The sequence below is a fragment of the Cognatishimia sp. MH4019 genome, from assembly GCF_020177595.1.
Classification (GTDB): Bacteria; Pseudomonadota; Alphaproteobacteria; order Rhodobacterales; family Rhodobacteraceae; genus JAHTBL01.
This window is the reverse complement of the sequence record NZ_JAHTBL010000003.1, coordinates 56,847-83,627: the sequence shown is the minus strand read 5'-3', so window position 1 is coordinate 83,627 and position 26,781 is coordinate 56,847. Positions and strand designations below refer to the sequence as shown.

Annotated in this window: 26 protein-coding genes and 1 pseudogene; 16 read left to right on the top strand and 11 right to left on the bottom strand. The window is 60.4% G+C overall.

Going from position 1 to position 26,781, the window contains the following annotated elements:
* Positions 1-4: 4 nt before the first annotated feature.
* The 7 genes from KUW67_RS06445 to KUW67_RS06415 form a co-directional block, all read right to left on the bottom strand.
* Positions 5-559: a sarcosine oxidase subunit gamma gene (locus KUW67_RS06445; RefSeq protein ID WP_224824476.1), complete on the bottom strand. Its 555-nt coding sequence runs from the start codon at positions 557-559 to the stop codon at positions 5-7.
* Positions 552-3,560: a sarcosine oxidase subunit alpha family protein gene (locus KUW67_RS06440; RefSeq protein WP_224824475.1), complete on the bottom strand. Its 3,009-nt coding sequence runs from the start codon at positions 3,558-3,560 to the stop codon at positions 552-554. The genes KUW67_RS06445 and KUW67_RS06440 overlap by 8 nt, the downstream gene beginning before the upstream one ends.
* The gene (locus KUW67_RS06435; protein WP_224824474.1) at positions 3,557-3,886 is read right to left on the bottom strand and encodes a sarcosine oxidase subunit delta; all 330 of its coding nucleotides are present in this window, start codon (positions 3,884-3,886) and stop codon (positions 3,557-3,559) included. Before KUW67_RS06435 ends, KUW67_RS06440 begins: the two co-directional genes overlap by 4 nt.
* 87 nt (positions 3,887-3,973) lie before the next feature.
* Positions 3,974-4,180 carry a hypothetical protein gene (locus KUW67_RS06430; RefSeq protein WP_224824473.1) on the bottom strand — a complete coding sequence of 69 codons (207 nt, stop codon included), beginning with the start codon at positions 4,178-4,180 and terminating at the stop codon, positions 3,974-3,976.
* A 150-nt stretch (positions 4,181-4,330) separates the two neighbouring features.
* Entirely contained in the window at positions 4,331-4,477 is a 147-nt protein-coding gene (locus KUW67_RS06425; RefSeq protein ID WP_224824472.1) for a hypothetical protein, read from the bottom strand.
* 118 nt (positions 4,478-4,595) lie between these two features.
* Positions 4,596-5,126 carry a hypothetical protein gene (locus KUW67_RS06420; protein WP_224824471.1) on the bottom strand — a complete coding sequence of 177 codons (531 nt, stop codon included), beginning with the start codon at positions 5,124-5,126 and terminating at the stop codon, positions 4,596-4,598.
* Positions 5,123-6,370 carry a sarcosine oxidase subunit beta family protein gene (locus KUW67_RS06415; RefSeq protein WP_224824470.1) on the bottom strand — a complete coding sequence of 416 codons (1,248 nt, stop codon included), beginning with the start codon at positions 6,368-6,370 and terminating at the stop codon, positions 5,123-5,125. The genes KUW67_RS06420 and KUW67_RS06415 overlap by 4 nt, the downstream gene beginning before the upstream one ends.
* Positions 6,371-6,567: 197 nt before the next feature.
* Between KUW67_RS06415 and ccmI the strand changes: the two genes are divergently transcribed.
* The 3 genes from ccmI to KUW67_RS06400 are packed head-to-tail and all read left to right on the top strand — an operon-like array spanning position 6,568 to position 8,511.
* Positions 6,568-7,794 (top strand): c-type cytochrome biogenesis protein CcmI, encoded by a 1,227-nt coding sequence (gene ccmI, locus KUW67_RS06410; protein ID WP_224824469.1) that lies wholly within the window; start codon positions 6,568-6,570, stop codon positions 7,792-7,794.
* A 4-nt stretch (positions 7,795-7,798) separates the two neighbouring features.
* Entirely contained in the window at positions 7,799-8,275 is a 477-nt protein-coding gene (ruvX, locus tag KUW67_RS06405) for a Holliday junction resolvase RuvX (RefSeq protein WP_224824468.1), read from the top strand.
* Complete coding sequence (locus KUW67_RS06400; RefSeq protein WP_224824467.1) at positions 8,272-8,511, top strand: DUF1289 domain-containing protein; 240 nt, start codon at positions 8,272-8,274, stop codon at positions 8,509-8,511. Before ruvX ends, KUW67_RS06400 begins: the two co-directional genes overlap by 4 nt.
* Positions 8,512-8,605: 94 nt before the next feature.
* Here the strand turns inward: KUW67_RS06400 and KUW67_RS06395 are convergent, their stop codons facing one another.
* Entirely contained in the window at positions 8,606-9,340 is a 735-nt protein-coding gene (locus KUW67_RS06395) for a hypothetical protein (RefSeq protein ID WP_224824466.1), read from the bottom strand.
* A complete protein-coding gene (dusA, locus tag KUW67_RS06390; RefSeq protein ID WP_224824778.1) occupies positions 9,333-10,325 on the bottom strand; it encodes a tRNA dihydrouridine(20/20a) synthase DusA in 993 nt (330 codons plus the stop codon). The genes KUW67_RS06395 and dusA overlap by 8 nt, the downstream gene beginning before the upstream one ends.
* Before the next feature lie 103 nt (positions 10,326-10,428).
* On the opposite strand from dusA, the pseudogene KUW67_RS06385 reads away from it, so the two are divergent.
* The 8 genes and pseudogenes from KUW67_RS06385 to KUW67_RS06350 all read left to right on the top strand — a co-directional run.
* Positions 10,429-10,845, top strand: a pseudogene (locus KUW67_RS06385) (agmatine deiminase family protein); the annotation flags it as partial.
* A gap of 433 nt (positions 10,846-11,278) precedes the next feature.
* Complete coding sequence (acs, locus tag KUW67_RS06380; RefSeq protein WP_224824465.1) at positions 11,279-13,261, top strand: acetate--CoA ligase; 1,983 nt, start codon at positions 11,279-11,281, stop codon at positions 13,259-13,261.
* Positions 13,261-13,950: an adenylate kinase gene (locus tag KUW67_RS06375; RefSeq protein WP_224824464.1), complete on the top strand. Its 690-nt coding sequence runs from the start codon at positions 13,261-13,263 to the stop codon at positions 13,948-13,950. The genes acs and KUW67_RS06375 overlap by 1 nt, the downstream gene beginning before the upstream one ends.
* 61 nt (positions 13,951-14,011) lie before the next feature.
* Positions 14,012-14,293, top strand: coding sequence for a DUF4212 domain-containing protein (locus tag KUW67_RS06370; RefSeq protein ID WP_224824463.1), 282 nt, complete (start codon positions 14,012-14,014; stop codon positions 14,291-14,293).
* Between the two features lie 6 nt (positions 14,294-14,299).
* A complete protein-coding gene (locus KUW67_RS06365) occupies positions 14,300-16,087 on the top strand; it encodes a sodium:solute symporter family protein (protein ID WP_224824462.1) in 1,788 nt (595 codons plus the stop codon).
* A 102-nt stretch (positions 16,088-16,189) separates the two neighbouring features.
* Positions 16,190-18,016 (top strand): DUF294 nucleotidyltransferase-like domain-containing protein, encoded by a 1,827-nt coding sequence (locus KUW67_RS06360; RefSeq protein WP_224824461.1) that lies wholly within the window; start codon positions 16,190-16,192, stop codon positions 18,014-18,016.
* Positions 18,017-18,026: 10 nt separating this feature from the next.
* Positions 18,027-18,548: a hypothetical protein gene (locus KUW67_RS06355; RefSeq protein WP_224824460.1), complete on the top strand. Its 522-nt coding sequence runs from the start codon at positions 18,027-18,029 to the stop codon at positions 18,546-18,548.
* Between the two features lies 1 nt (position 18,549).
* Positions 18,550-19,956, top strand: coding sequence for an exonuclease domain-containing protein (locus KUW67_RS06350; protein ID WP_224824459.1), 1,407 nt, complete (start codon positions 18,550-18,552; stop codon positions 19,954-19,956).
* Between the two features lie 231 nt (positions 19,957-20,187).
* Here KUW67_RS06350 and KUW67_RS06345 read toward each other — a convergent pair whose 3' ends face one another.
* Together KUW67_RS06345 and KUW67_RS06340 are read right to left on the bottom strand one after the other, a co-directional pair.
* A complete protein-coding gene (locus KUW67_RS06345; protein ID WP_224824458.1) occupies positions 20,188-21,279 on the bottom strand; it encodes a Gfo/Idh/MocA family protein in 1,092 nt (363 codons plus the stop codon).
* Positions 21,280-21,287: 8 nt separating this feature from the next.
* Positions 21,288-21,986 (bottom strand): GntR family transcriptional regulator, encoded by a 699-nt coding sequence (locus KUW67_RS06340; protein WP_224824777.1) that lies wholly within the window; start codon positions 21,984-21,986, stop codon positions 21,288-21,290.
* A 97-nt stretch (positions 21,987-22,083) separates the two neighbouring features.
* On the opposite strand from KUW67_RS06340, the gene KUW67_RS06335 reads away from it, so the two are divergent.
* The 5 genes from KUW67_RS06335 to KUW67_RS06315 are packed head-to-tail and all read left to right on the top strand — an operon-like array spanning position 22,084 to position 26,768.
* Positions 22,084-23,241 (top strand): LLM class flavin-dependent oxidoreductase, encoded by a 1,158-nt coding sequence (locus KUW67_RS06335; RefSeq protein ID WP_224824457.1) that lies wholly within the window; start codon positions 22,084-22,086, stop codon positions 23,239-23,241.
* Positions 23,241-24,134: an aldo/keto reductase family oxidoreductase gene (locus KUW67_RS06330; RefSeq protein WP_224824456.1), complete on the top strand. Its 894-nt coding sequence runs from the start codon at positions 23,241-23,243 to the stop codon at positions 24,132-24,134. The genes KUW67_RS06335 and KUW67_RS06330 overlap by 1 nt, the downstream gene beginning before the upstream one ends.
* A 23-nt stretch (positions 24,135-24,157) precedes the next feature.
* Positions 24,158-24,643, top strand: coding sequence for a flavin reductase family protein (locus KUW67_RS06325; RefSeq protein WP_224824455.1), 486 nt, complete (start codon positions 24,158-24,160; stop codon positions 24,641-24,643).
* Between the two features lie 47 nt (positions 24,644-24,690).
* A complete protein-coding gene (locus KUW67_RS06320) occupies positions 24,691-25,281 on the top strand; it encodes a TRAP transporter small permease (RefSeq protein ID WP_224824454.1) in 591 nt (196 codons plus the stop codon).
* The gene (locus tag KUW67_RS06315; RefSeq protein WP_224824453.1) at positions 25,281-26,768 is read left to right on the top strand and encodes a TRAP transporter large permease; all 1,488 of its coding nucleotides are present in this window, start codon (positions 25,281-25,283) and stop codon (positions 26,766-26,768) included. Before KUW67_RS06320 ends, KUW67_RS06315 begins: the two co-directional genes overlap by 1 nt.
* Positions 26,769-26,781: the final 13 nt, after the last annotated feature.

Genomic DNA, 26,781 nt, shown 5'->3' with positions numbered 1-26,781 from the left:
AAACTTAACGGACTTCCGACCCTGGCATCGCGGACCGCGACAGCAATTCGAACATGTAATCCGCCACCGAGCGGAAGCAGATCAGATGCGCCGTTGTCTCGTCACTCAGCCAAACCGCACCCGCCACCTGCGCCACGCGCGTCCGGCGCAACTCGCCCACGGGCAATGTCGCGATATCCGCAGGTGTGACCTTGGCCAAAACCTCGCGCACGGCTTCCCCGCGCAACGTAAACACCGCCCGCGCGTCCGAGACCTCGACGACCAGCGCATGTACGGTCTTCAACGCGATCTCCATCCGCGCTGTCGCAGCAGGCGCCTCGGCATAGGGCAGCAGGATCAACGCCTCATCGGGCGACATCCACCCGATCCCGCCGTCCAAACCGCCCGCAATTCCGCGCACAGCAGGCATCCCCTGCCCGCTCACATCCTTGCAGGCCTTCTTTACCTTCGCGTCCGACAGATCCCCTCGCAGCGAGATCATGCCGCACAGGCCTGCATCCTCGACACGCACATAACCGTCAGAGGCGGCCCCGTTCAAAGCTGTCACCGCCTCAGACATCCTGCTTCTCCCCTTCGCGGTCAAAAAAGACCGGATCGCAAATCTCGGCATGAACGCTGGTGCCATCCACCTTCGGGAATTCCAGCCGCTCGCCCATCCGGTCGGGTCCGTGTTTCACCAGCCCCATCGCAATCCCGCGGTCCAGCGTCGGGGAATGGTATGTTGAGGTCACGCGCCCGATCACATTGCGCTGCCCATTGGCATTTGATCCCTCACTTACAGCATATGCCCCGTCCGGCAGTACTGATCCATCGACCGTTTTCAAACCCACCAGTTTCCAACGGTCCGGGTCGGTCATATGCACCCGCTCCTGCCCACGCTTGCCGATAAAGTCCTCTTTCTTCTTCGAGATCGCCCAGTTCAGCTCCAGATCCTGCGGGATCACGGTGCCGTCGGTTTCGTCCCCGATCATGATAAAGCCCTTCTCGGCCCGCATGATATGCAGCGCCTCGGTGCCATAAGGCATCACGCCGAACTCCTCACCAGCCTCGATCAGCTTGTCCCAGAAGGCCTGTCCATAGTTGGCAGGCACCGCAATTTCGTAGCTCAACTCGCCGGAGAAGCTGATGCGGAAGGCGCGCGCGGGAATGCCCGCAATCTCACCCTCGGCCCAGCCCATGAACGGCAAAGCATCGCGGCTCACGTCCAGACCACCCAGCTTTTGCAATACCTTGCGCGCCTTGGGTCCGACAACCGCGACCTGAGCATACTGCTCTGTCGCGTTTACAACCCAGACCTTCCAGTCCCACCATTCGGTCTGCAGCCACTCCTCCATATGCGCATGGATATGATCCGCGCCGCCGGACGTGGTGTGGCACAGGAACGTGTCCTCGGACAGCCGCGCAACCACGCCGTCATCCATCAGGAACCCGTTTTCCGAGCACATCAGACCGTAGCGGCAGCGCCCGACCTTCAGCGTGCTCATCATATTCGTGTAAAGCATATCAAGGAATTTACCCGCATCAGGCCCTTTGACGATCAGCTTGCCGAGGGTCGACGCATCCAAAAGCCCCAGCTTTTCGCGGGTGTTCTTGACCTCGCGCTGCACCGCGTCCTCGACACTTTCGCCGGGCTGCTGGAAGCAATAGGCCCGCCGCCAATGGCCCACCGGCTCCCAATGCGCGCCATGCGCATCGTGCCACTCATGCATCGGCGTCTTGCGCAAAGGCTGGAAAATCGTATCGCGCGCCTCGCCCGCAATCGCGCCCATGGAAATCGGCGTGTAAGGCGGGCGGAACGTGGTGGTCCCCGTCTGCGGAATCGGTTGGTTTAGCGCATCTGACAGGATCGCCAGACCGTTGATATTGCTCAATTTACCCTGATCCGTGGCCATACCCAACGTCGTGTAGCGCTTGGTATGCTCAACGCTTTCAAAGCCTTCCTGCGCGGCCAGTTGCACGTCCGAGACCTTCACATCGTTCTGATAATCCAGCCACATTTTCGTGCGCAATTCATACTTCGCGCCCTGCGGCATCATCCAGACCGGCGCCATCGCCGCCATGTCCTCGGCCTCGGCTTTCACCGCAACCTTTGCCGCCTTGCCGCCCGCGGCTTTCACAGCCGCAACGCCTTGCGCCGCCGCATCCACAACCACATTCGCCAGCGCCATCGCGCCATTGGCTGAGCCCGCAACCGACACGAACGCCTCGCCCGCAGCCCCTGTCGGAGCACGCTCCGGATCGGGCCGGAAGAACGCGTGATGCTCGTCCCACAGCAGCTTGCCGCCGCAATGGGACCACAGATGCACCACCGGAGACCAGCCGCCCGACATCGCCACCACATCGCACGCGATCTCTTCCTGCGGCGTGCCTTCGCCTGCCATCGCGCAGGTCGCAACGCCCGTGACGCGCTTGCCGCCTTTGACCTTTGCGATGCCTTTGCCTTTCAGCACCCGAATGCCTGCCGCTTCAGCCTCAGCGCCCAGCGCGCCTGCCCCGCCGTCGCGCGCATCGATGATCGCGGGCACATCAAGGCCTGCCTCTTTCATCACCAGCGCCGTCCGATAGGCATCATCGTTATTGGTCACGACCACCGTGCGGTCGCCTGCAGAGACCCCAAAGTTCACTGCATAATCCCGCACCGCCGAGGCCAGCATCACCCCCGGTACATCATTGCCCGCGAAGCTGAGGGGCCGCTCAATCGCGCCCGTCGCAGTCAGCACATGCCCCGCGCGAATCCGCCAAAGCCGATGCTTGGGCAGGCTTGCACCGGGCTGGTGATCGCCAATGCGCTCATAGCCCAGCACATAGCCATGGTCATAAACGCCTGCACCCATCAGCCGTGTGCGCATCTCGATATTCTCGGCAGCGTCCAGTTCGGCCACGGTCTGCGCGACCCACTGATCGGCAGGCATCCCGTCAATCTCGGCCCCGTCCACAGGCGCACGCCCGCCCCAAGCGGCGGTCTGCTCAACAACCAGCACGCGCAGGCCGGACCCAATCGCTGCCTTCGCCGCAACCAATCCGGCGATACCGCCACCGATAATCAGCAAGTCCACATGGGCATAGAAATGCTCATACCGCTCGCCATCGCGATCTTTCGGAGCCTTCCCCAAGCCCGCCGACTGGCGGATAAATGGCTCATAGACATGCTTCCACAAAGGCCGCGGGTGGATGAACATCTTGTAGTAAAAGCCCGCAGGCAAAAACCGCGACAGCTTCGCATTCACCGCGCCCACATCGAACTCCAGCGACGGCCAGTGGTTCTGCGAGCCCGCCTGCAAGCCATCGAACACCTCGGTCGTCGTGACCCGCGCATTGGGCTCAAACATGTCGCCAGAGCCAAGGTTCACCAACCCGTTCGGCTCTTCCGCGCCCGAGGCCACGATCCCACGCGGACGGTGATATTTGAACGACCGACCGACCAGCATCTGATCGCCCGCCAACAAGGCAGAGGCCAGCGTATCGCCCTCAAACCCGCGCATCTGCTTGCCATTAAAGCTGAACGAGACTGCGCGGTCGCGGTTCACCAACCGCCCGCCATTTGCCAGACGTGTGCTCATGAGAACTCTCCCCACGACCAACCGGGCCGCTTTTCACTGATCGTCTTGCGCAGTTCTGCCGGGGGTTCGACCGTCTGCGCGCTATAAGTCCCGAAGACCTCCAGCGTGGAGGTGCAGCGCGCGGCGTGAAACCACTTGCCGCAACCATTTGAGTGGCGCCACCGCTCAAAATGCACCCCGCGCGGGTTCTCTCGCATGAACAGATAGCCTTCGAATTCATCCTCCGATGACCCCGGCCCAAACCGTTTCAAATGAGCCTGCCCGCCGGGGCTGAGTTCAGTTTCATCCGCGGCAATGCCGCAATATGGGCAGTTCAGCGTCAGCATGGGCGCACTCCGGTCTGTGGTGCGGACACGCAAAAGGCGGACGCCGCAAAGCGCCCGCCTTCCGCGGTTCGTGAGTGGTGGGGTTTGTTATTCGGTCGGCGCGGGCTGAACAGGCTCAGCGTCGGTTGCCGCAGGGGCCGTCTCTTCGACCGCCGCAGGGGCTGTGCCATCATCGGTCGGCACGCTGCTTGCGCCAAAAAAGCCAAGCAACGCGATGACCGCGATGATGGCGACAACGACCAGCAGCAGGCCTTTTGCGCCGCCGCCGGAACTTTGAGTGCTATAGTCGGACATGGTGACATCTCCTTTTGTGGAGCTTTCACCAAAGCAGGTTTGTCCGAGGTCTCAATATAAGCGGAAAGCCCCGGCGGGTTTCGGCAATGGCCAGCCAAATCCGCAGATGCACCCCGGCCAAGACCCGCCGATCCGGGCGTCGGGGCCGATCTAGAAGTTGGGGTAGATAATTTCGCCCGGTGCGCGCGTGTCGCTAAGCCCGGTGCCATTGAACATGACCGTGCCAAACGCCCCTGCGGCAAGGGTAAGGATGATGCCCGCGGTGAAACCAGCGAGTGCAGGGAATTTCTGTGCCATGTGGGTCGCTCCATTCTGTCGTGAAGGACAGATAAGCGGGGATGGCGTGGGATCAAGGTGAGGAGTGACGTAAAGAGAACCCCCGCTACGTCTATAATCTCAATTAGAAAATTCAGCCTCATGGCGTTGCTTCCCAGAAGCGCGGGAATAGATCGCCGAAACCCCAAACCAGAGTTCCCAATGACAAGAGAAGCGTCTCCCAAATCACAACCTTACCGAGCACTGCTTCCCAGCGTGTCCGCATTTTTTTGTTGACATGATACAGAAAAAACTGGCTGCGCTGTCGATCTGCAGAACCTTTATCAACAGACCTGTTATTCGTCGGGTCAAATCTTGGCCGTGAAATTCCGACTGCTAGCAAGTTGCTTGGTCGATCAGGATCAACCCGTGCAAAAAAAGACTGAATTGCGAAAAGTCTCTTTAAAAGAACCCCCGAAAGCGCGGTAGCAAGAACGACCAATAGAGCGCCAGAGCGCTCGATAGAAAGCTCTAAATCCCGGGTCTCCATGAAAATGAGCGCGCAAATAGAAATAACTATCGTGCCGCAAAATAGCAGATTTGTAATGCGATCCAAACGACCACAAAACCGAGCAAATTGCTTGGCCTTCTCAATCTCTTTTATTTGCTCTAGCGGGAAAAGCTGCATCAATGCGCGACCCCCGCCGCCACGCTCTCGTCAATGAAGCGCCCCTCTTTAAACCGGTCCATCCCGAACTCGGCCGCCAGCGGCCCCGGTTCGCCCTTGGCGATCATTTCCGCCGTGGCCCAGCCAGACCCCGGAATGGCCTTGAAGCCCCCCGTCCCCCAGCCGCAATTGATGAAGCAATTGCCCAAAGGCGTCTTGCCGATGATAGGCGAGCGGTCCCCCGTCACGTCCACGATCCCGCCCCATTGGCGCAGCATCTTGAGCCTTGAGATCATCGGGAACGTCTCGATCAGCGCGCGCACGGTTTCCTCGATATGATGAAACGATCCGCGTTGGGTGTAGTTGTTGTAGCCGTCCGTGCCGCCACCGATCACCATCTCGCCCTTGTCGGACTGGCTCATGTAGCCGTGCACCGTGTTGGCCATGACGACCACATCCATGCACGGCTTGATCGGTTCCGACACCAGCGCCTGCAACGCGACACTTTCCAGCGGCAGGCGGAACCCGGCCATGTCGGCCAGCACGCCCGAATGACCCGCCACAACGATCCCCAGCTTCTTGCAGTCGATCGCACCCTTGGTGGTGTCAACACCTGTGACCTGACCACCTTGCTGGCGCACGCCCGTCACTTCGCATTGCTGGATGATGTCCATGCCCATATCCGAGCACGCCCGCGCATAGCCCCAAGCCACCGCATCGTGCCGTGCTGTGCCGCCGCGCGGCTGCCACAACGCGCCCAGCACCGGGTAGCGCGGCCCGTCGATATTGATGATTGGGCACAGCTCTTTGACCTTCTCAGGCCCGACAAAAGTCGTCGCCACCCCTTGCAGGTTATTCGCATGCTCGGTCCGCAGATAGCCGCGCACCTCGTGATGGGTCTGCGCCAGCATCATCACACCGCGCGGGCTAAACATGATGTTGTAATTTACGTCCTGAGACATCGTCTCATAGAGCGACCTCGATTTCTCGTAGATCGCCGCAGACGGGTCCTGCAGATAGTTGGATCTAATGATCGTCGTATTGCGCCCCGTGTTGCCGCCGCCCAGCCAGCCTTTCTCGATCACCGCGACATTGGTGATGCCGTGGTTCTTGCCCAACCAAAACGCGGTTGCCAGACCATGACCGCCCGCGCCGATAATGATCACATCATAGGACTTTTTCGGTTCAGGATTGCGCCACGCCCGCTCCCATCCGGCGTGATGACGGAAAGCTTCACGGGCAACGGCAAAGGCGGAATAGCGCTTCATGGAACGGACGACTCCCGGGACGGCAAAAAAGGACCTGCACTTGTTTCTAGAGAGAACCTTCTGCACAGGCGAACCACAAGCGGCAAAAGACCCTGATTTCACGACATCGTTTCAAAAAAGCGCGGCAAAAAACCCATGGGGGTTTTGCATCCCTGACGCAGGATATACATGGTGCTGAAATCGGTTGGAGTGAGACTTTGATTTTCTGGATCGTGACAGCAGCCTTAAGCGCCGTCGTCGTCATTTTGATGGGCCGGGCCGTGCTGCATGCGCGCGCCTCCGAAGGGTCGGAAGCGGAATATGATCTGCAGATTTACCGCGATCAATTGGCCGAGATTGATCGCGATCTGGCCCGCAAGGTTCTGACCGAAGAAGAGGCCGAGCAAGTGCGCACCGAAGTCTCGCGCCGCATCCTTGAAGCCGACCGCAAACGGCAAGACGACATTCAGCAGCCAAAATCAGGTCGCGCCAATGGTCCGATGATCGCGATGCTGGCCGCTGCCACCGTCGGGATCAGCTACTGGACCTATCTCAGCCTCGGTGCGCCAGGCTATGGCGACCTGCCCCATCAACTGCGCCTTGAGATGGCACAGGAGGTGCGCGACAACCGCCCCAGCCAAGCCGATGCCGAAGCGCAATCCGGTGTCGAAGCGCCCCCCACGGTCGGGCGCGACCCAGCCTATCTTGAACTTGTTGCCCGCCTGCGCGAGGCGGTGGCCGAACGCCCCGGAGATGTGCGCGGGCTGCGGCTTTTGGCCAGCAACGAAGCGTCCCTTGGCAATTTCAACGCCGCCCATCAGGTGCAGGCCCAGTTGATCAACGCTTTGGGCGATCAGGCCAAGGCCGAGGATTTCGCCAATCTCGCCGACATGCTGGTGCTGGCGGCAGGCGGCTATGTCTCGCCCGAAGCTGAAAGCGCGCTGGCGACCGCCTTGCAGATGGATCCCACCAATGGGGCGGCGCGCTATTATTCGGGCCTGCTATATTCGCAGATCGGGCGGCCCGATCTGGCTTTCAAACTTTGGGAGCAGTTGCTCCTGGATGGTCCGGATGACGCGATCTGGATTGCCCCCATCCGCGCCCAGATCGAGGATCTGGCCCTGCGCGCTGGCATCGCATTTGAACTGGAACCAACCGCCGCGCCGCGCGGCCCCTCCGCCGAGGATGTGGCCAACGCCGCCGACATGACACCCGAAGAACGTCAGGCCATGATCCAGGGCATGGTCGCAGGCCTGTCGGACCGCTTGGCCAATGATGGCGGCACGCCGGTTGAATGGGGTCAGTTGATCCGCGCCTTGGGCGCTCTGGGCGATGACGATCAGGCCAAGGCGATCTATGCCGAAGCGCAAATCGTGTTTCAGGGCAATCGCGGTGCATTGGCCACCATTCGCCAAGCCGCCACGGCCGCTGGCCTGATCGAGTAATCCCATGATCGCCGAGGATATCGAGGGCTTTCACGCCGCCCTGCCCGCGCACCGCGCGTTGGTGGGTCTGGATCTGGGCGACAAGACCATCGGCGTGGCCATCTCTGATAGCCTCTGGTCTGTCGCTACCCCGCTCGAGACGATCCGCCGCAAGAAATTCGGTGTCGATGCGGCGGCGTTGTTGGACATCATTGCCAAGCGCAATGTCGGTGGCATCCTTCTGGGGCTACCGCGCAATATGGATGGCTCTGAGGGGCCGCGCTGCCAATCCACGCGGGCGTTTGCCCGCAATCTGGAACGGCTCACCGATCTGCCGATTGGGTTCTGGGACGAGCGTCTGTCGACTGTGGCTGCCGAAAAAGCACTGCTTGAGGCGGATACGACCCGAAAACGTCGCGCCGAGGTCATTGACCACGTCGCGGCCAGTTATATCCTTCAAGGCGTGCTGGATCGGTTCCGGCATTTGGGGAGCGGTCAATGAGCGATGCAGTATGGAAACGGGCCGAGATCGAGAGCCCTTGCATCAAGGTCTGCGTGATCCATCCGGCAGAGCGTCTGTGCACCGGCTGTCTGCGCTCCATCGACGAGATCACCCAATGGTCAAAGCTGTCGCCCGAAGACCGCGCGGCGGTGATGGAAGACCTCCCCTCCCGCGCGCCGCGACTGGCCAAGCGCCGGGGCGGACGGGCCGCCCGTGTCGCGCCTGATCTGAGCTAGGCCCGGTAAGAACTTTTCTAGGAAAGGTTTTGAAAGAGTTTTGTGAAAACTCTTTGCCTCCGGCGGAGGTATTTAGCGACAAAAGAAGTCAGGGCTATGGGAGCCAGTCTGCCGGGTTTTCCAGCTGTGGGCGGAAATAGGCGATGCGGCGGCCCTCTGTGCAAGGCTCGGAGGCCGCCCATGGCGCAACACCATGGAGCGTCAGCCGATGCAGCAAAAGCGCCTCGCCCGGCTTTGCCCTCGCCTCCACACGGGGGCAGTTTTCAAAGCAGCTTTTGCGGGCCGCTTGGTAAATCTCGGTCAGATCGACCTCTGACCAGCGCGCAGATGGAACCCCTTCAAGCGCCTCGGTGAACGCAGCATTCATGATCGCCGCACTCCCTTCCCACACCACAAGCGGGCTTTCTGAGACCGCATTCAACGGCAGGCCCAGAATAAACGCGTGCGGCTCAATCAGGTGACGGCGGCGCGTTGGTCCCATCGGCAAAAGCCCATCCACATGCGCCGCATCGCGGGTGACACGAAACCGGTGCTGGCTGTCGCTTTCGCCGTCCATGCGCTGCGGATAGCCTGGAAACGTGACCGACAGTTGCGCTTCGTGCCAGCGGTTTCGGGTCAAGCCGTCGATCACCTCACCGTGCAGCGGCACGCCGTTGAGGCTGCCATCGGGGGCATTCGGCAACGCATCGACCCCCACAAACCACGTCCGTCCATAGCGGTATTGATGCGCTTGTGCGGGATCGGCCAGCGCCTTGGTCGCGGCTTCATTCGCAGCACCTGCCCAGCGCGCCAGAGCCGGATCAAAGGCATAACGCTGCCAATCACGCATCCATGCGCACCTGCTCCAACGCGCGGTCCAGCGTGTGCACCCCGGCATCGGGCTTATGGCCCTCCTCCGACAGCACTCGCCGCCAATGCCGCGCGCCGGGACGCCCTTGAAAGAGACCCAGCATATGGCGCGTGACTTGCGCCAGCTTGCCCCCCTGCGCCAGATGACGCGCAATATAGGGCCGCATGCCGTCGATCACCGCAAGCAGATCAACCGCATGGTCGTCGCCGTAGATCAGCCGATCAGCCGCCAGCAAAATCTCGGCAGGCGTGTGATAGGCCGCGCGCCCGATCATCACGCCATCCAACCCTGCTTGCAGAAACCCCCGCGCCTGATCCAGCGACGTGATCCCGCCATTCACACTGATATTCAGGTCGGGAAACGCCGCTTTCATGGCCACCACCAGTTCATAATCCAGCGGCGGGATATCGCGGTTTTCCTTCGGGCTCAGCCCTTGCAGCCAGGCTTTGCGCGCATGAATGATCACACGCCGCACCCCGGCCTGCTGAATATGGGTCAGGAAATCAGGCAGCACCTCTGCGGGGTCTTGATCATCCACCCCGATCCGGCATTTGACCGTAACCTCGACCGCGCAGGCCTCACGCATCGCGGCGACGCAGTCAGCCACCAGCTTGGGATGCTCCATCAGCACCGCGCCGAACGTGCCCGATTGCACCCGGTCCGACGGGCAGCCTACGTTTAGGTTGACCTCATCATAGCCTTCTTCCGCCCCCATCCGGGCGGCCTCGGCCAGTTCAGCCGGGTCCGATCCGCCCAATTGCAAGGCCACTGGATGCTCGGCCGGATCGAACCGCAGCAAATGCCGCGCACCGCCCCGCACCAGCGCCGGGGCCGTCACCATTTCGGTGTAAAGCAGCGTGCGCCGCGACATCAGGCGGTGCAGATAGCGACAATGCGCATCGGTCCACGCCATCATCGGCGCGACCGACAGGCGCGCGGCTTTCGTGACATCCGAGGCGGGCATCTTGCTCATGCGGCCCATGTAGGACAGGGTTGCGTGAAAAGCCAGCCACCCGGCGGATCAAAGCCCGGAAGGAGCCTTCATGCACCGCCGCATGTTCATCGCGGGCGTTCGGGGCGAGGATATCACCGATTATCACATCGACAGCCTTGCCCGCTTTACCGGGCCGGGGCGTGTTTTGATAAACCTGCCCAAGCGGCCCGATCCGCAGGATCCCTTTCATCGGGCGGCAAATGAGACCCACGACGCCCTGATCGCGGCGGGGCTTGATGTAGAGGTGATCCACGAGCCGACAAAACGCCGGGTCAAAGCGGTCGATTTCGTGGCCTCTTATGCGAATTACTATGTGTGCAACGGCGCGGTGATTGCCGCACAATTCGGCGACCGGTCAGCCGATGCCGCGGCTGTCGCGGCCCTGCGCCGCCATTATCCGGGCCGCGAAATTATCGTACTGAATGTCGATCCGTTGGGCGAACTCGGGGGCGGCATTCACTGCGCGACCCAACAGATGCCCGCGGTCTGAAACGGCACGTGCCACCACCCCGAGGTGCTGCTCTACCCAGTTTCACTGAGTCGGAAAATGTCTGTGACGCCACGTCCGGACGCATCAAAATGTCGCCGCCGATCCGCTCTATGCCGATATGTCACACCTGCGTGAGGACCGTTCCGGGCGAAATCGACGGATGGCGATATGTCGCAAGCCCGAAAATCGCGCCTTTCGTAACCTACGGAAATTAGGCGAATTTATGGCACAGAACGCTCGTTCATTTACAAAAAATTACAAACGCTGAAAAAGCATTTACAGAAAAAGGCAGTCTTTTGCAGGGGTTATTCCCTCGTTTTCATCAACGCAGTAGATTGTCAGCGGGAGAGGAGCCCACATGCCAGAAGACCCTGCACCGGTCTTGGCAGAACCGCCATTTGGCTTCTCATGACACGTCATACGGGAGCTACTCATGACGGCTGAAAACGCAAAAGGCGCAAGCCAGACACCCATTTACCCCGTCTCCGCAGACTTCGCGAAAACAGCCCATGTGGACGCGGCGAAATACGCCGAGATGTACAAAGCCTCGGTCGAGGATCCAGACACCTTCTGGGGGGAACATGGTCTTCGGCTCGACTGGATCAAGCCTTACACCAAAGTTAAAAACACGACGTTTGAATTTGGCAACGTGGACATCAAGTGGTTCGAGGACGGCACCCTGAACGTCGCTGCCAACTGCGTGGATCGCCATCTTGAGACGCGCGGCGATCAGACCGCGATCATCTTTGAGCCTGATGACCCGTCCGAAGACGCTCAGCACATCACTTATAAGCAGTTGCACAAAAGCGTCTGCAAAATGGCCAACATCCTTGAGGACCTTGGCGTCCGCAAAGGCGACCGGGTGGTTTTGTATCTCCCAATGATCCCCGAGGCGGCTTATGCCATGCTCGCCTGCGCGCGCATCGGTGCCATTCACTCGATCGTGTTCGCCGGGTTCTCTCCCGATGCTCTGGGCGCGCGGATCAACGGATCGAACGCCAAGGTCGTCATCACCGCAGACGAGGCGCCGCGCGGCGGCCGCAAGACGCCCCTGAAATCCAACGCCGACCAAGCGCTGCTGCACTGCAAGGACAGCGTGAAGTGCCTTGTCGTCAAGCGCACCGGTGGTCAGACCACTTGGGTCGATGGCCGTGATTACGACTATAACGAGCTGGCGATGGAGGCTGATGACTACTCCAAGCCGGTCGAGATGGACGCCGAAGACCCGCTTTTCGTGCTTTACACCTCCGGCTCCACGGGTCAGCCCAAAGGCGTCGTGCACAGCTCCGGCGGCTATCTCGCTTATGCCGCGATGACCATGGAATACGTCTTCGACTACCATGACGGCGACATCTTCTGGTGCACCGCGGACGTCGGCTGGGTGACCGGCCACAGCTATATCGTCTACGGCCCGCTGGCCAATGGCGCGACCACGATCATGTTCGAAGGCGTGCCAACCTACCCTGACGCCTCCCGCTTCTGGCAGGTCTGCGAAAAGCACAAGGTGAACCAGTTCTACACCGCGCCGACCGCCATTCGGGCGCTGATGGGCCAAGGCAACGAGTTCGTCGAGAAATGCGATCTGTCGACCCTCAAAGTGCTGGGCACCGTGGGCGAGCCGATCAACCCCGAGGCCTGGAACTGGTACAACGATGTGATCGGCAAAGGAAAATGCCCCATCGTCGACACATGGTGGCAGACCGAAACCGGCGGTCACCTGTTGACCCCCCTGCCCGGCGCCACGCCGCTCAAGCCCGGCTCGGCCACCAAGCCGTTCTTCGGTATCCAGACGGTCGTTCTGGACCCGCACACAGGCGAGGAGATCCACGAGACGGAATGCGAAGGTGTGCTCTGCCTGAAAGACAGCTGGCCCGGTCAGATGCGCACGGTCTGGGAAGACCACGAGCGCTTCATGAAGACCTATTTCAGCGACTATAAAGGCTATTACTTCACCGGTGACGGCTGCCGCCGCGACGCCGATGGCGATTACTGGATCACAGGCCGCGTCGATGACGTGATTAACGTCTCCGGTCACCGTATGGGCACCGCCGAAGTGGAAAGCGCGCTGGTCGCGCATGCCAAGGTCGCCGAGGCCGCCGTTGTGGGCTATCCCCATGATATCAAAGGACAAGGCATCTATTGCTACGTCACGCTGATGAATGGCGAAGAGCCCACCGAAGAGCTTCGCAAAGAGCTGCGCACCTGGGTCCGCACCGAGATTGGCCCCATTGCCGCACCCGATCTGATCCAATGGGCGCCCGGCCTGCCGAAAACCCGTTCGGGCAAGATCATGCGCCGCATCCTGCGCAAGATCGCCGAGGATGATTTCGGCGCATTGGGCGACACCTCGACCCTGGCTGAACCCGCCGTTGTCGATGACCTGATCGAAAACCGCATGAACCGGGCGGACGCGTGATGGACGGCACGACGACAGTGACAACCGCTCCCGTCTTGATCCTGCTCGGCCCACCGGGTGCTGGCAAAGGCACCCAGGCCCGTATGCTTGAAGAAAAATACGGCCTCGTGCAGCTCTCCACCGGGGACCTGCTGCGCGCCGCCGTGGCCGCCGGCACCGAGGCCGGTAAAGAGGCCAAGGCCGTCATGGCCTCTGGCGGGCTGGTCAGCGACGAGATCGTGCTGGCCATCCTCAAGGATCGTCTGGCCGAACCTGATACTGCCAAGGGTGTGATCCTTGACGGCTTCCCGCGCACGACCGTTCAGGCCGAAGCGCTGGATGATCTGCTGGCCAGTTCCGGTCAGAAGATCAACGCAGCCATTTCACTGGATGTCGAGGACGCCGCAATGGTTACTCGCATTTCAGGCCGCTTCACCTGTGGTGCATGCGGTGAAGGCTACCACGACACGTTCAAGGCCCCGAAAGTGGCCGAGACGTGCGATAAATGCGGCAGCACCGACATGAAACGTCGCGCTGACGATAATGCTGAAACTGTGGCGTCACGGCTCGAAGCCTACCACGCTCAGACAGCACCATTGATTGCTTACTACGACAACAAAAACACGCTGAGCCATGTCGATGCGATGGGTCAGATCGACCAGATCGCAAAGGACCTCGGTTCGGTGATCGAACAGGCAACCAATACCTGAAGGGACCCGGGGCGCGCCATGAGGGCCGCCTCGATTGAGGAATAGTGGAGGAGGTCCAAACGTGACCGATCAAACTTCTAACACTGCGTCTACCGCTGAGAGTGATCGCTCTTACTGGAAGGCCAACGTGCGGCTTATTCGTATTTCGCTCGTGATTTGGGCACTTGTGTCCTTTGGGTTCGGCATTCTGCTGCGCCCGATGTTGTCCGGCATTCCTGTCGGCGGAACCGATCTTGGCTTCTGGTTTGCCCAGCAAGGCTCGATCCTCGTCTTTCTGGCACTGATCTTTTTCTACGCATGGCGGATGAACAAGATCGACAAAGACTACGGCGTCGAGGAGTAAAGTTCGATGGACCAGTTTACACTTAACCTGCTGTTTGTGGGCGCATCTTTCGCGCTCTACATCGGCATCGCGATTTGGGCCCGTGCAGGCTCCACATCTGAATTCTACGCCGCCGGTCGCGGCGTTCACCCGGTCACCAACGGTATGGCGACAGCGGCTGACTGGATGTCGGCAGCCTCGTTCATCTCGATGGCGGGCCTGATTGCGTTCACCGGCTATGACAACTCCTCGTTCCTGATGGGTTGGACAGGCGGCTATGTGCTTTTGGCACTGCTGCTGGCCCCCTACCTGCGCAAGTTCGGCAAGTTCACCGTCTCCGAGTTCATCGGCGACCGGTTCTACTCGCCCACCGCACGCCTCGTGGCTGTGATCTGTCTGATCGTCGCGTCGACCACTTACGTGATCGGCCAGATGACCGGCGTGGGCGTGGCTTTCGGCCGCTTCCTTGAGATCTCCAACACCTCCGGTCTGCTGATCGGTGCCTGCGTTGTGTTTGCATATGCGGTGTTTGGCGGCATGAAGGGCGTTACCTACACGCAGGTGGCTCAGTATTGCGTTCTGATTATGGCCTACACGATCCCGGCCATCTTCATCTCGCTGCAACTGACGGGCAACCCGATCCCTGCGCTTGGCCTCTTTGGCGAGCATCAGGCATCTGGTGAGCCGCTTCTGGTCAAGCTTGACCAGATCGTCCGCGAGCTGGGCTTCAACGAGTATACGGCACACCACGCCGACACGCTCAACATGACGCTCTTCACGCTGTCGCTGATGATCGGTACTGCCGGTCTGCCCCACGTCATCATGCGCTTCTTCACAGTGCCCAAAGTGTCTGACGCACGTTGGTCCGCTGGTTGGACGCTGGTGTTCATCGCGCTGCTCTACCTTACTGCCCCTGCAGTTGGTGCAATGGCCCGCCTGAACATCACCGAACTGATGTGGCCCAATGGCACGGATGGCGATGCTGTCTCGGTCCAGCAGATCGCAGATGATCCGGCTTATGACTGGATGGCGACGTGGCAGAAAACCGGCCTTCTGGGTTGGGAAGACAAAAACGGCGACGGCATGATCCAGTATTACAACGATGGTAATGCTGAAATGCAGGTCAAAGCCGAAGCCAATGGCTGGCAGGGTAACGAGTTGACCAACTTCAACCGTGACATCCTTGTTCTGGCCAACCCCGAGATTGCCAACCTGCCCGGTTGGGTGATCGGCCTTGTCGCTGCCGGTGGTCTTGCTGCAGCACTTTCGACAGCTGCCGGTCTGCTTCTTGCAATCTCTTCGGCCGTCTCCCACGACCTGATTAAGGGCCAGCTGCGCCCCGATATCTCGGAAAAGGGAGAGCTGATGTCAGCACGGATTGCCATGGCAGGTGCCATCCTGGTCGCCACCTATCTGGGTCTCAATCCGCCGGGCTTTGCCGCGCAAACCGTGGCCTTGGCCTTCGGTCTGGCAGCTGCCTCGATCTTCCCGGCCCTGATGATGGGCATCTTCTCCAAGAAGGTGAACAACTCGGGCGCCGTGGCAGGGATGCTGGCAGGTCTCATCGTGACCCTGCTTTACATCTTCCTGCACAAGGGCTGGTTCTTCATCCCGGACACCAACACGTTCACGGATGCTGACCCACTGCTGGGCACGATCAAGTCCACCTCCTTCGGTGCCATCGGTGCTGCGATCAACTTCGCTGTCGCCTACATCGTGACAGCGATGACCAAGCCGATCCCGGACGACATCAAGGAACTCGTCGAAAGCGTGCGTGTGCCTCGCGGTGCAGGTGCGGCTCAGGACGGTCACTAAGGACCTTTGGGTCGGGCCGTCCCTGCGACGGCCTGCCCTCTCTCAAAGGCATCCTGTCCGGTCCACACTGGGCAGGATGTTTCTCTTTCTAAAGGTTGCATAATGCCGATCTCTCATCCCGAGCTGACCCAGTTTCTGTCTCACGTGCATCCCTATGACAGCCTCTCCGTCGCGGCGCTGGAAGAGCTGAGCACATCGCTCGATCAACGCATCCTGCCTGCAGGTGAGACCGTCTATAATCTGGGCGACACGCTGGACGGCATCTACCTGATCCACGAAGGCGCTGTGGATGTCTTCGACGAGAACGGCACCCAGCTTTCGGCCCTTGGCCCCAAGAACAGCTTTGGCGAACGCGGCCTGATGAAAGGCGATGTCGCCGTCACCTCCGCCACGGTCCGTCAGGACGCCCGCCTCTTGATCATCCCACCTGCCCCTTTCCGCCGCCTGATTTCGGCCAACCCGCAAGTGCGCCGCTTTTTCGACCGCACCCGCCCCGTGGCAGCCCCCAAGAAAAACGATCTCCCCACCACGCGGGTCGAGACGTTGATGGCCGCCAACCCCTATGCCTGCACTCCCGATACACCCATCCGCGACGCCGCGGTGATGATGCGCGACAAGCGCGTGTCGTGCCTCTGCGTCGCGACCGGCGACACGCTCCAGGGGATTCTCACCGTCCGCGACCTGGCCAACCGCTCCGTCGCCGAAGGCCACCCCACCGACGCGCCGGTCTCCCAGATCATGACCGCCGATCCGATCACCCTGCCTCCCTCGGCCATCGGATCCGACGTGCTCCACGCCATGATGGAGCGCCACATCGGTCACCTGCCCATCGTCGAGGCCGGCAAGCTGGTCGGCATCGTCACCCAGACCGATCTGACCCGCTTTCAGGCCGACAGCTCGGCCCAGCTGGTTGGCGACGTCGCCTCCGCAAAAAACCCGCAAGAGCTCGCCAAGATCACCGCCCGCATCCCGCAACTGCTCGTCCAGCTCGTCGCCGCCGGAAACCGGCACGAGGTCGTCACCCGCCTCATCACCGACATCGCCGACGTGGTCACCCGCCGCCTTCTGACCCTGGCCGAGGCCGAGTTTGGCCCGCCCCCGGTCCCCTATCTCTGGCTCGCCTGTGGGTCGCAAGGCCGCCAGGAACAAACCGGCGTCTCCGATCAGGACAATTGCCTGATCCTGCATGACGACTTGGCTGAACGCGACCGGCCCTATTTCGAAATGCTCGCCAAATACGTCTCTGACGGCCTGCATATCTGTGGCTACGTCTACTGCCCCGGCGACATGATGGCGACCGCCCAACGCTGGTGCCAACCCCTCGCTGTCTGGCGCGAATACTTCCAAGGCTGGATCGCCAACCCCGACACCGAAGCGCAAATGCTCGCCTCTGTCATGTTCGACCTGCGCCCCATCGGCGGCGATGTCAGCCTCTTTGACCAACTCCAAGACGACACGTTGCAACGCGCTGCCAAGAACTCCATCTTCGTCGCCCACATGGTCGCCAATTCCCTTAAACACCAGCCCCCCCTCGGCCTGCTGCGCGGCTTCGCCACCGTCCGCTCGGGCGAGCACAAGAACACCATCGACATGAAACACAACGGCGTCGTCCCAATTGTGGACCTCGGCCGCGTCTACGCGCTCCAAGGCCAGCTCAGATCCGTCAACACCCGCGCCCGCCTGCAAGAAGCCGAAGCAGGCAAAGTCATCTCCCCCTCCGGTGCGCGCGACCTGCTGGATGCCTACGACCTGATCGCCCAATCCCGCCTCGACCACCAGGCCGCGCAGATCAAATCCGGCGACGCACCCGACAATTTCATGCCCCCCAACGACCTGTCGGATTTCGAGCGTAGCCACCTGCGCGATGCCTTCGTCGTCGTCAAAACGATGCAATCGGCAGCGGCCTCGGGCCGTGGCCTTATCACTTAAAGGACCCGCAATGTTCATCGAGCTTATCGGCGTTTTCATGGCAGGCATCGCGGTCGCGGGTGTGGTGATGTTGATCAATATCGCCACCGGGCGGCGCTTGCCCAAATGGATCATCCCCGTGGCCGCAGGTCTGGCGATGATCGGCACCACGATCTCCAACGAATACAGCTGGTACGACCGCACCGCAGGCAACCTGCCCGACGGCCTGACCATCGCGCAAACCGTTGAAGACCAAAGCTTTTACCGCCCATGGACCTATGCCTACCCCTTCGTGGAACGCTTCGTCGCCGTCGACACCGGCACCATGCGCACCAATCCCGCACTGCCCGATCAGCGCATGGTTGATCTCTATTTCTTCGGGCGCTGGTCGCCGATCAGCAAAGGCCCAGTCGTCTTTGATTGCGCCGCAAACCGCCGCGCCGATTTGATCGACGGCGCCGATTTCGCCCCCGATGGATCCCTGCCCGAGGACGCATGGCGCGCAGTCGCCCCGGACGATCCCGTCCTTCAAACCACCTGCAAGGCCGCATGACATGTTCACCAAGCTCAGTCTCCGCTTCCGCATCTTCCTCTTCTTCGCCTTTCTCGCGATCGGAGGGGCGATCGCGACCGGACTGGCGCTTTGGTTCGGCTACACACGCCTTGATCCGTCCGAACCGCTGGCAGGGTTCGTCACCGCTGAAATCATCGCAACGCTGGGCATCATCGGGCTGACGGCAGGCATCTGGCTTCTCTTCGACGAAAACGTCGCCAAACCCATCGAACGGCTGGCCGCCGATATGCGCGTGCGCGCCCATACGGATGTCGAGGAAGACGTGGACCACGCGCCCGCCAGATACCTTGGCGATCTGGCGCCCGCCGCCTCGGCGGTCACGCAAAACCTCACCAAAACCCGCTCCGAAGTCGAAGACGCCCTGCAAAAACAAACCGAAACGCTTGAGGCAGAGCGCGCCCGCCTGCGCGCCCTTCTGGCTGAGCTTCCCACGCCTGTTTTCCTCTGCACTCCCGATCACCGGCTGGTCTTTTACAATGCCGCCGCCGTCGATTGCCTGCCCGGCCATGAAGCCCCCAGCCTCGATGCGTCCCTGCTGGAGTTTTTCGAGCAAGCCGATCTGGCAGAAGCTTTCAAGAAAACCCAATGGACCGAACACGAAGCAGGCGTGCCCCTGAACCTGACGCTGAAGAATGGCGACACGCTCACCGCGCATATGCGGCTGGTCCAAGCGCTGACCACGCAATGCTACCTGCTGACCCTGCCCCATTGCACCACGCGCCCCGCACATCTCAGCGCCCCGCTGCCCGTCTATGATTTCAACCTCGTGGACCGCTCGAATGAGACGCTGCAACGCCGCGCCCATGTGGTGTTTGACACCGAAACCACAGGCCTGCTGCCCCATAAGGACGAGGTCGTCCAGATCGGCGCGCGCCGCATCGTCAATGGCCGCATGATCGAAGCCGAGCGGTTCGACACTCTCGTGCGTCCCGGCATGCCGATCCCGGCCGCCTCTACGAAAATCCACCATATCACCGACGAAATGGTCGCCGACGCCCCCAACATGGCAACCGCGGGCAAGCAGTTTCACAAATTTTCCAAAGGCGCGGTTCTGGTGGCCCATAACGCGCCCTTCGACATGGCCTTCATGCACAAGCACGCCACCGCAATGGGCGTGAAGTTTGACCATCCCGTGCTCGACACGGTCCTGCTCTCTGCCGTCGTCTTTGGTGAAAGCGCCGAACATACGTTGGATGCGCTGGCCGACCGGCTCAGCGTCACCATCCCAGAGCCGCTCCGCCACACCGCGCTTGGCGATGCGACCGCGACCGCACAGGTCTATTGCAAACTGCTACCCTTGTTGGAGGCGCGCGGGATTACCACCATCGCCCATGTCTCAGAGGCCGTGAAACCGATCCGTGGCCTCGTCGAAGACCTCAACACCTGACCGGCGCAAAATGCGGACAGTTCAATTCAAATTGCGCGTCACCCCTTCGCTTTTTCCAAATATCCGCGCCGCAGGCATCCCTAAGCCAGCCCACAGCGCGCGCTCAAAAAGTAAATTTTTCCATAAGAAACAGTGCGCTATACTGCGCTCCGGTATTATGTAAACTCTCAAAACAAGAATGCCTGCAAAATCAACGCAGGTCCCCCGAAAACAGGGTTTCGCATGCGAAACCTACAGCGTGACGACGACGCCTTCTTCCGCCGACCGCTGCGCCGCCAGGCCCATCGCGACGGCTTTTGCCCCATCGCTCAAACCCACCTCCGGCACACCGCCCTCTCGCACGATCTGCAAGAACCGCTGATGCTGATAATAGGTCGCCCCGTTGTGATCGCCCGCCGCAAGCAAGGCCGGATCGACCGGCACCGGCTCCATTACGGGTCCTTTCGGGTGTCGCTGCGAAACCTCCAACTCTGCCACAGGTGCGGGCCCCAGCCGCTCCGGCCAGAACCGTCCCGGCCCCGGCACCCGCGCCTCGATCTTGCCCGCCGGACCCACCGCGCTGATCTCCTCTTGAAACCGCGCGCCTTCCGCGAACATGCACAGCTCCAGCATCGCCCGCGCGCCGCTGTCGAAATCCACGATTACATAGCCATTGTCCCAGATATCCGGGACCTGTCCGCCATAAGCCTCATCCAGATGGTTTACCGACTGCCCGGCGCTGGCCATGACCCGCACCGGTTCCGCGTCCAGAATAAGCCGCATCAAATCGAAGAAATGGCAGCATTTCTCGACCAACGTGCCCCCTGTCTGCGCATTAAACCGGTTCCAATCGCCAATCTTCGGCAAGAACGGAAAGCGATGCTCCCGGATCGTCAGCATCTTCACTCCGCCCGTCACCTGCGCCGCGCGGCTCACCAAAGCCGCAATGGGCGGCATATAGCGATACTCCATCGCCACCCAGACCGGTGCGGCATAATGCTGGGCAAACGCCTCCATCACCGACGCGTCCTGCGGTGCCGTGTAAAGCGGCTTCTCACAGAGGATCGGCACCACACGTTTCGCTGCGATCTCCTGCAACTGGGCCACATGCAGGTGGTTCGGGCTGACGATCACCAGCGCATCCAGCGCCTCGAATGCCAGCATATCCGCTAGTGAGCTTGCCACATGCGCCCCGCCTGCCATCTTGCCCGCCGCCTGCGCAAGCTCCATCACGGGATCATAAACGACCGAGACGCGCGCGCCCTCTAACAGAGCGATATTGTGGATATGCTCCTGCCCCATCATGCCACAGCCGACGATGCCGTAGTTTACGATATCTGACATTCTTCTTCCTATCCTAGCCGGTTTATATACCGAACCTTGTTATTACCGAACCAGGTCTGCGAAACCTCGGCCCGCGCCCCGTCCTGGTCAAAACTGACCCGCTCGATCCACCCGCATGGGCTGCCGACTGGCAATCCAAAGCTTTCAGGTCCCCAACCGGGGAGCGCATCGACACCGATCTGGTCCTCGACACGCGTGATCCGAAGCCCCAACTGCCGCTTGTAGAAAAGGTAAAGCGATTCCGACAGATCATCGGGCGCGATGGACGCCGCGTAGCCCGCATCGAGCCAAATCTCCTCGAGCGCTGCGGGCTCTCCATCCAGCATCCGGACACGGCGTACCCGGTGCGCGTCCGTCGATGTGCCGAAGACCGGAAGCGTCGCCGGTTTCGTCATACGTTCAACCGAGAGAACCCGCGCCGTGGGCAAACCGCCGCCCGACACACGTTCCAGCCGGAAGAATGCATAGACGCTATCGGCCTGCCCCGCGCGCACGTAATTGCCCGATCCATGGACCCGCTCCAGCAGGCCTTGCGTTTCCAACTCCGCCAACGCTTTGCGCAATGTCCCAACCGCAATCCCGAGGCCCGTCGCCATCTCTCGTTCCGGCGGCAAGCGAGCGCCATCCACCAGATGCCCGGCGGCAATCTCGCGGATCAGCATCTCGCTGATTTGCTGCCATTTGGGCAGGCTCGAAGGGTCGGCTATCGCATCCAAGTCACAGACTCAAAAAATTGATACACTATTGATGCATATCAAAGCGGATGCTACGCAAGAGAAAAGTTCCATGGGAGGAATTGACTCGATGACGATCGTTCCGGTCACATCTGCCGATCTGGATGCCGCTGAAGTTTCGTGGTTTTCCGCACTGTGTTCGGATGATTACGCCTATCTTGGCGTTCCCGATGGCGCGCTCCGCTCCAGCTGGGAGCATTGCCGCGATATCCTGCTGGAGGCCGAGGCCCAAGGGTTTCGCAACATCCTGTGCCCCTCCTCCTATCAAGTCGGCCAAGACACGCTGAGCTTCGTCGCGGGCTGTGCGCCGTTAACCAAGAATATCAACATGCTCGCCGCGATCCGGTGCGGGGAAATGCAGCCGATCATGCTGGCCCGCACGGTTGCCACGCTGGATCATATGCTTAAAGGGCGGCTGACGCTAAACGTCATCAGTTCTGACTTCCCCGGCGAGGTGGCCGAAAGTGCCTATCGCTATAAACGCTCCAAGGAAGTCGTTGAAATCCTTAAACAAGCCTGGACGCAGGACGAGATCACCTATCATGGCGATATCTATCATTTCGACAAGGTTCCGACCGATCCCGCGCGGCCCTATCAGCAAAATGGCGGACCTTTGCTGTATTTCGGGGGCTATTCCCCTGCCGCTCTCGACCTGTGCGCGCAGCATTGCGACGTCTACTTGATGTGGCCCGAGCCTGAGGAAAACATCGCCCAGCGGATGAAGGACGTTAACCAACGCGCAGAAGCTTATGGCCGCACGCTGGATTACGGTCTGCGCGTGCATATGATCGTGCGCGACACCGAGGCCGAGGCGAAGGAATACGCCGAACATCTGGTCAGCAAACTGGATGATGAATACGGCCAACTGATCCGGGACCGCGCCCATGACAGCATCAGCCTTGGTGTCGCGCACCAAGCCAAAGCCCGCGAATTAGCCGATAAATTTGGCTATGTGGAGCCGCATTTGTGGACCGGCGTCGGGCGTGCGCGCTCGGGCTGCGGGGCGGCCCTTGTCGGATCGACCGATCAGGTCATGTCCAAGATTGAGGCCTATCAAAAAATGGGCATCCGCGCGTTCATCTTCTCGGGCTACCCGCATATTGATGAATGCAAATCCTTCGGCAGCCGTGTGTTGCCAAACCTGAAAACCTGTTCTTTGCCAGAGGCTTACGGCCGCGTCCCGGCAGAAACACCCGCAACGCCCCTGGGCGTAGGAGAGCGCCGCTAATGGATCGTATCGAACTTGCAAAAGGCCTGAATTTCAGCCGCATCGTCTATGGAATGTGGCGTCTGGGCGATGATACCGACACCTCGACCGCCCATGTGCGCGCCAAGATCGACGCGTGCATCGAACAAGGGTTAACCACGTTTGATCAAGCCGATATCTATGGCGATTACGGCGCAGAGGCCCTGCTGGGCGCGGCGCTGAAAGAGGCGCCTGAGCTACGCGATCAGATGGAGATCGTGACGAAATGTGACATCGTAGCGCCCATCGGGAAGTATAGCGACAAGCCGGTGAAATACTACGACACAAGCAGGGATCATATCTTAGCTTCGGTTGATAACTCGCTGACAAATATGAATATTGAGCAGATTGACCTGCTCCTTATCCACCGCCCTGATCCGCTCATGAACCACCATGAAACCGGGGCCGCGCTGGACGAGGTCGTGGCCTCTGGCAAGGTGCGCCATGTGGGCGTGTCGAACTTCAAGCCGTGGGACTGGGAGTTGCTGAGCAGCGCCATGAAACAGCCGCTGGTCACCAACCAGATCGAATTGAGCCTGCTGGCCCATGACGCGTTTACCAATGGTGATCTCGCGTTCTTGCAGCGCCACGACATCGCGCCTATGGCGTGGTCGCCGCTTGGTGGCGGCGGGCTGTTTGGCGCCGATAATGCGGGTCTCCGCGCAGCATTAACCAAGATTGGCGAGGCGCACGGCGTCGATGACGCGGCGGTTGCCGTCGCTTGGCTGCTGGCGCACCCCGCAAACATCATGCCCGTGATGGGCACGAACAATATCTCGCGCATCAAGGCGCTGTCGGACGCATTCAAGGTGGAAATGGATCGCGAGACGTGGTTCGCTCTTTACACACACGCACTGGGTCACGAGGTGCCATGATGGACGGAGCCGAGGGAGCTTTCATGCAGGATTTCACGCCGGGGCCGGACACATCCCGCGCCTTTCGCGATGCTTTGGGCAAATTCGCAACCGGCGTGACGGTCATCACGGCCCCCGGCCCTTGCGGGATCACCGCAAACAGTTTTTCGTCGGTCTCGTTGGAGCCTGCGCTGGTGCTCTGGTCGCTCGACAAGGCCTCGACGCGCTTTGATGTTTACCATGATTGCCCGCATTACGCGATCCACGTGATGGGCGTCGAGCAAGCTGATATCGCCATGGGTTTCGCAAAGACGCGCAGCGCGTTTGAGGAACTCGACTGGAGCGTTGGCGCCCATGACGTGCCACTTATTGAATACTGCCTCGCACGCTTCGAATGCACGCTTGAGGCCACCCATGATGCTGGCGATCACCTTATTCAGGTCGGTCGTGTGACGCGCGCTCAATTGCGCGAAGGCACCCCATTGGTGTTTGCTGGCGGCCAGTTTGGCCACTTTAACAAAGGGCTGTAACAGCCTGATAAGCCCATAAAAATGGGTAACAACAGGGAGGACGCGCCATGGCGCTGTTGTTTGGGCTTTTGCGGCCTTTGCAGCTCTTTAACGATGTGGTGCTGCGCATTGGTCGCGCCATAGCGATTGCTGCGCTGGCCCTCATGGTTTGCCTGATCCTGGGTCAGGTGTTCTTCCGATATGTTCTGAATGACGCGCCCAACTGGACCGAAGAAGGGGCGCGTTTTTTGATGCTCTGGATGACAGGTCTGATCGCACCGATGGCCTATCGGCAAGGCGGTTTTGTGGCCATCGACATGCTGGAACGGGCGCTGGGACGCCTGCTTTCGGTGCTGCTCACGTTAACCTTGTTGACCATCGCGTTAATTGTTTTGGTCTACTGCGTGCAACTGGGCTGGTCCAATGTAGACAGCCTCACCGGGCGCGGGCGCTCCGCATCTTTACGGGTGCCGCTGGACCTTTTCGGCGGCGAAGCGATCCGGTTTCGAAACTCCTGGGCCTATGCATCGCTCTTTGTAGGGTTCGTGCTGCTCACCATCGTGAATATCGAACTGATGCTGCGCCAGATCATCACGTTGCTGGGCGGCGAAGACCGACTGCAACCGCTTTCCGATCCAAACGTGGCGAGGGCTGACTGATGCTGATCTGGTTCCTGCCGCTTTTTCTGATCTTGCTGATGATCGGCCTGCCGGTTGTTTTCGGGCTTTTGGCGGCGCCCGGATTGCTGTTGATCCTTGACGGCTCCAGCCGGGATCTGGCTGTGCTTTATCGCAATCTTTACAATGGGATGGACAGCTTTCCGCTGATGGCACTGCCGTTCTTCATGCTCGCGGGCGAGATCATGAATCGCGGGGGTATCACCACGCGGCTGGTCGAATTCTCGCAAGCATTCATGGGGCATCTGCGGGGCGGTCTGGCCCATGTGAACATCCTGTCGTCAATCTTGTTTGCGGGCCTTTCGGGGTCGGCTGTCGCGGACACATCCGCGCTTGGCTCCACCCTGATCCCCGCGATGGAGAAGAACGGCTATTCGCGCAAGTTCGCTGCCGCAATCACGGCGGCTTCGTCAGTGATCGGGCCGATCATTCCGCCATCGGGCATCATGATTATCTACGCATACGTGATGGGCGAGTCCGTGGCAGCGCTGTTTCTCGCGGGCATCGTGCCAGGCATTTTGGTCGGCGTTGGTCTTATGGTCATGGTTCGCCTGATGGCCGACCGGTATGACCTGCCCAAGGCAGAGCGTATCGTCACCAAAAACCAGACGATCACACCGCTGGAATCCCGTGTCAGCTTCGTTCTGATCCGCATCAACGTGGCAGGATTGCTTTATGCGATGTTCGCCGGAATCCGCGCCGCATTAGGGTTGGAAATTAACCTTAACGGCTGGCTCATCTTCCTTATCTTTCTGCCCATCGCCCATGGTCTGATGCTTTGGCTGCGCGCCAATGTCAGCAGCGATTTCCGGCTGGTCTGTAAGAAAGCCGTGGCCCCGTTGCAAACGCCGATCATTATCCTGGGCGGCATCCTTGTAGGCGTCTTCACCCCGACAGAGGCGTCGGCCATCGCCGTCGCCTACGCCATCATCGTCAGCTTTTTCGTGCTGCGCTCGATGACATTCAAAGACCTCGGCCCGGTGCTCGCGCGCTCGGCGCTGGCCTCCTCTGCCGTGCTTCTGCTGGTCGGCGCAGCGGTCGCGTTCAAAACCGTCGTCTCCTTGTCATACGCGCCGCAGATACTGACCGAGTTCATCCTGTCGCTCTCCGAGAACCCGCTGATATTATTATTCCTTATCAATATCTTGCTCTTTATCGTCGGCATGTTCCTCGACGCTGGACCGGCGATCATCATCCTTGGCCCGATCCTTGGGCCGATCTTTACAGAACTTGGCGTCCACCCCGTCCACTTCGCCATCATCATGAGCGTCAACCTGACCGTGGGGTTGGCAACGCCGCCCATGGGACTTGTGCTCTTCGTGGCTTCAACAGTGTCCGGCGAGAAGGTCGAAACTGTCTCGCGCGCCATCCTGCCATTTCTTGCCGTCGAAGTGCTGGTGATCTTCCTGATCACCTTCTTCCCGGCTATTTCCATGACGATCCCCCGTCTCACGGGCTTCGTCCAATGACCGCTGCAATAAC